Annotated in this window: 3 protein-coding genes; all 3 read right to left on the bottom strand. The window is 57.9% G+C overall.

Annotated elements, in window-relative coordinates:
- Positions 1-7 precede the first annotated feature (7 nt).
- The 3 genes from ABLE94_RS00820 to ABLE94_RS00810 all read right to left on the bottom strand — a co-directional run bounded on the left by ABLE94_RS00820 (position 8) and on the right by ABLE94_RS00810 (position 4,335).
- Positions 8-1,204 carry a phosphopantetheine-binding protein gene (locus ABLE94_RS00820; protein ID WP_348807778.1) on the bottom strand — a complete coding sequence of 399 codons (1,197 nt, stop codon included), beginning with the start codon at positions 1,202-1,204 and terminating at the stop codon, positions 8-10.
- A gap of 790 nt (positions 1,205-1,994) precedes the next feature.
- Entirely contained in the window at positions 1,995-3,401 is a 1,407-nt protein-coding gene (locus tag ABLE94_RS00815; RefSeq protein WP_348807777.1) for a tyrosine-protein kinase domain-containing protein, read from the bottom strand.
- Between the two features lie 64 nt (positions 3,402-3,465).
- Positions 3,466-4,335 carry an SMP-30/gluconolactonase/LRE family protein gene (locus tag ABLE94_RS00810; protein WP_348807776.1) on the bottom strand — a complete coding sequence of 290 codons (870 nt, stop codon included), beginning with the start codon at positions 4,333-4,335 and terminating at the stop codon, positions 3,466-3,468.
- Between the last annotated feature and the right edge of the window lies 1 nt (position 4,336).

Below are 4,336 nucleotides of genomic sequence, written 5' to 3'. Positions count from 1 at the left end.
GAATCACTCACCGGACTACACCTTGAGATGTCCATCGCCGACGTGTGGCCGAAGCCGCGGTGCGTGTGGTTGCCGATCCGGTTCCCGGCGAGTTTACGAACGACGACGCTATCCGCCGAGGGAACAACAACGGACGCCGGCAGGGGCGGCGCGGCCCAGTGAGGTTCGTGGCCATCACGGCGCTCGCGTAGCGCGGTAAGGAAATCGGCAACGAGAACCGGCACCGAGGTGGCGTCGACGGCGACGTGGTGGGCGGTGAGCACAGCGCGAGGTGATCGCCGTTGTCGTCGATGGTGGCACGCCACGCGACGTCGAAGGTGAGGTCCAACGGCGCGGTCGCCGATGCGCGGACCGCGTCATCGTCGAGCGCGGCGGTGGTGACGGGCAGTTGGGCGAGGACGTCGCCGAGGGCTGCGGTCAGGTCGGCGACGGTGACGTCGTCGTCGAAGGTGAGGTGCACCGGCAGGTGGTAGGCGGCGATGGCCGGGCCGAGGCAGTGCAGTAGCCAGAGTTCCTGCTGGGTGCGGGTGAGGTGTCGTTCCACATCCGTGCCCGCCGCCGTTGCTGCGGGTGGTGTGGCGTCGAGGAGCGCGGCAATGTCGCCGGGGGTGGTGGCGACGGTGATGTCGACGATGCGTACCCGGCGCCCGGTGGCGGTGCTGAGTGCGCCGACGATCTCCATCAGGGCGAGGGAGGTACCGCCGAGATCGATGACCGACGCCAACATCGTTGGGTCATCCACCTCGAGCACAGTGGAGACGGTCTGCGCCACAGTCTGTTCCATCGGCGTTCCGGGTGCGCGATACCCGTCAGGTGCGATGGGGACGGCGGCGAATTGTTCGGCCAGAGCACGCCGGTCGAGTTTCCCGGTGGAGCCCAAGGGCAGCGAGTCGAAGACCAGGACACGCCGGGGCCACATCACCGACGGCAGTGTGGCAAACAGGTGGTGGCGCACGCCGGCGGCGAGTGCCGCTGCCTCGACGTCATCGCGAGCGGTGACAGCCACCTCGATGCTGGTGCCGTGCGGTGCATGTACGGGAACAGCGACAGCGGCATCGACGCCGTCCACCGCGGCGGCGAGCCGTTCGATCTCGGCTGGTTCGATGCGCACGCCGTGGACGGACATCTGATCGTCATTGCGCCCGTGGAACTCGAGCAGGCCGGAGGTGGGATCGACGCGGACGATGTCACCCGTCCGGTACATCCGCTTCCCCGGATCCCTACTGCCTCGCACGTCCAAGTACTCGACGGTGTCAAGCAGTCCGGGATCGAATACACCGGTGGCACTATCCAAGCTCAGGTCAACTCTCAATTGCATCGCCAGCGCTCCTTGAATCTCGGAGCGCACAAGATCAAGAAATCTATCGACGCGCGGGGAAGCCATCGAACCGGGCGAAACTCGCAACATTAAGCTCAAGGTCGATATCGACAACCGACGCGACCGAAACTCACACTGCGCATTGCTCAGTGAGAACCGGTAACCGGTTCCGCTGTTGTTACTCAATGAACACACCCACTCAGGCGAACCGTTTGACGCGTAGTGCTCCATATCAAGGCCAATCGCGAACCAGACTGGCGGATCGATATCAACCCGCAGTCCCCTCATGCTAAGCGGGACTGAACCGGCTTGTCATAAAAACACCCGCGAAATCGATAACTACTTACTTCGTAACTCTACACTTTCTATTGCCGCACAACGCGAGCGAAGCAAGAACGACGCGGGTGCCCATGACCACGTAAATACCGATCACGCGTCGAACCGCGTCGCCTACCAAGCGACCGGTTGCTGGTTCACCTCCGCCAGTACATTGCTCGAAACGTATCTACAGCGGCGTACATTCACGCACATTGTCGCCGACAGTGCATCTCGGAACCGCAGGAAACAACTCGCAGTCCATCCATAGACCGACTACATAACAACAAATGCGAGATTTCCCCTTATGCAAAAACACCCCGATACCCTCAAAGAAGACTCACACTTTCTCCGAACGACCCTACGATTTCGGCTCCGTTCCACTACCCGTAGTCGTATAGTACTCGTAGCCGCCAGGCACCCGACCGATATCCAGATCATTGAGGATGCATCCGAACACAGCGACATTGCCAGCCTCCAATAGACCCAGCGACTTACGAATATCCGGACGTCTTGTGTGACCTGAGCGCGTCACGAGCACCACCCCGTCAACGAACTGAGCCGCTACCAGGGCATCCGCGACAGGCAAAAGCGGGGGAGTATCGACAACTATGTATTCATATTTTTCGCGGAGTGACGCCATTACGCCGCACGCCTTATCCGATCCCAACACCTCCGCTGGATTGGGTACTGAAATTCCACTTGCTAAACAATCGAGACCATCGATACCGCTACGCTGAGCAATCTCCGACGCCGAGCCCTGCCCCAGAACAAGATTGGTAAACCCAACCTTATCGTTGACGGCGAGCGCTGTACTGGCTCCTCCCCGCCTCAAGTCCGCATCGACCAGGAGAACTCGGGAACCCGCTTCTGCCAGCGCGATCGCGAGATTCACCGACACAGTAGTCTTACCTTCATTCGGCAACGAACTCGTGACTATAAAGCACCGCACCGGGTCGTCGACATTTGCGAATGAGAGATTCGTGCGGACTTGCCGAAATGCTTCGGCTACTGGAGTGGACCCTGATCCGAAGTTCACAAGGCGGCCACGGGAAATCTCGTCCGATGCCGGAATCAAGCCAATAATCTGATTTCCGACCACTTCACTAACATCCATCTCGGTACGAACTGTTGTGTCAAACCTAGCGCGCAGTAGCACCGACAGCGCACCGATAATGATGCCACAAACAAAACCAAGCGTCACATTTCTGAGAGTCTTAGGAGACACGGGGTCAGACAAAGCCTGCGCCGGGGACACAACTGTCAGCTTCGCAAGAGAGTTCCCACCCCCAGACGGACGTTCCAACCCGACCACATAATCCACTATTGAATCTGACACTGCCCTTACCAGCGCTACGGAGCGCTCAGGCGACGAAGTCACCCCACTTATCGTCAGAAGAACGGTATCGGGCGTAGCATCGGCTACAATGGCCGCGCTCGCTTCACTGACCGTCAAGTCAATACTTGGGTCCCTTTTCAACGCCTCAGCCAGGATTGCTTCCGATGTCGCCAACTGCGCGTACGACGAAACACGTTGCTCAGAGGCCAGCGAACCTTGGTAAGCCGACAGAGCATCCGCGTCAACACCCGAAGTCACATACAAGGTCGAATCCGCTTGATACATCGGCGTCGCACTCAGGCAGAATCCAAGCGCGACGACGGCTCCCATTAGCCCGCCGACAACCAACAAGTACCAACCACGAAACAACGCACCAAGCAGTCTAATCGTCGAAAATGCACTAGAATCGATAGTATCGACGTATTCCATAGTTTGCATCACCTCGAGTAATTTAGTTCACCCTACGGACCAACTCCAAACCCCGACAAGCCACTCACAAGCCGGCGAGCGCAACACGATTAGGTAATCGTCCCACACCGAGACCGATACCCCACATAGGCGTAATCAGTTCAGAACCAACTTGAGCAGAGCTGACGAACAGCTTATCAAGCGCGTCACCAAAAAAGGCCCCCGAAGTCGGCCTATCGCAGCCAGCGATGACAAGCGACGGAGACTCATCGCCCCAATCATCAAACTTAACTATCTGCCCGCCATCCCACATCGCCAACCAGATTCCGTCCATTGAATCTATCCACAACCCATCAGGCACTCCTGACCAGTTGCTAAGATCCATCACTTCGCGACTGTCCGATTTAACCTCACCGCGATCGCAGTCGAACGAGTATCGATATACCGAGCGAGCGCGGGAGTCCACAAAGTACATCCACTTCCCGTCCGAGGACCAATCTAAGCCATTTGCGATTGACACACCGTCAATGAACCGCACAAACCCAGATTCGGGTGTCCATCGATATAGTGCACCTTTGAAATCGCAGTGGTGACACAGAGAACCGATCCAGTAACGCCCGAACGCGTCAACATTACTGTCATTAAATCTACATCTTGGGGCAACTGCTGAAAGCTCTGCAACAGTTCGAACAGACCCTCCCGCACTTACAAGCACAAGGCTGTTCGACAGACTGACCAGAATCTCATCAGCGTCCGTCATCGCGACAGACGTCACTGCCTCGCTACACTCGAACACCACCTCGGTTTTCACGAGGTCGCCGGAAGTCCTTAACAAACGGCCACGCTCAATATCGACCCAATAGATACTTCCACTTACAGAATCCCAGACTGGTCCTTCACCCAACCCGACCCGTAGGCCAATTTCTACCTTAGTCAGACTACCAAGAACAGCCATC

Origin of the sequence: Gordonia sp. VNK1 (assembly GCF_040049135.1) — a bacterium.
Taxonomy (GTDB): domain Bacteria; phylum Actinomycetota; class Actinomycetes; order Mycobacteriales; family Mycobacteriaceae; genus Gordonia; species Gordonia oleivorans.
This window is presented reverse-complemented; position numbering and strand designations above follow the sequence as displayed.

What these genes read in the sequence shown, in the direction of transcription:
- ABLE94_RS00820 (WP_348807778.1), bottom strand. Translation starts at nt 1,204, where the DNA reads ATGTACCGGACGGGTGACATCGTCCGCGTCGATCCCACCTCCGGCCTG.
- ABLE94_RS00810 (WP_348807776.1), bottom strand. Translation starts at nt 4,335, where the DNA reads ATGGCTGTTCTTGGTAGTCTGACTAAGGTAGAAATTGGCCTACGGGTC.
- ABLE94_RS00815 (WP_348807777.1), bottom strand. Translation starts at nt 3,401, where the DNA reads ATGGAATACGTCGATACTATCGATTCTAGTGCATTTTCGACGATTAGA.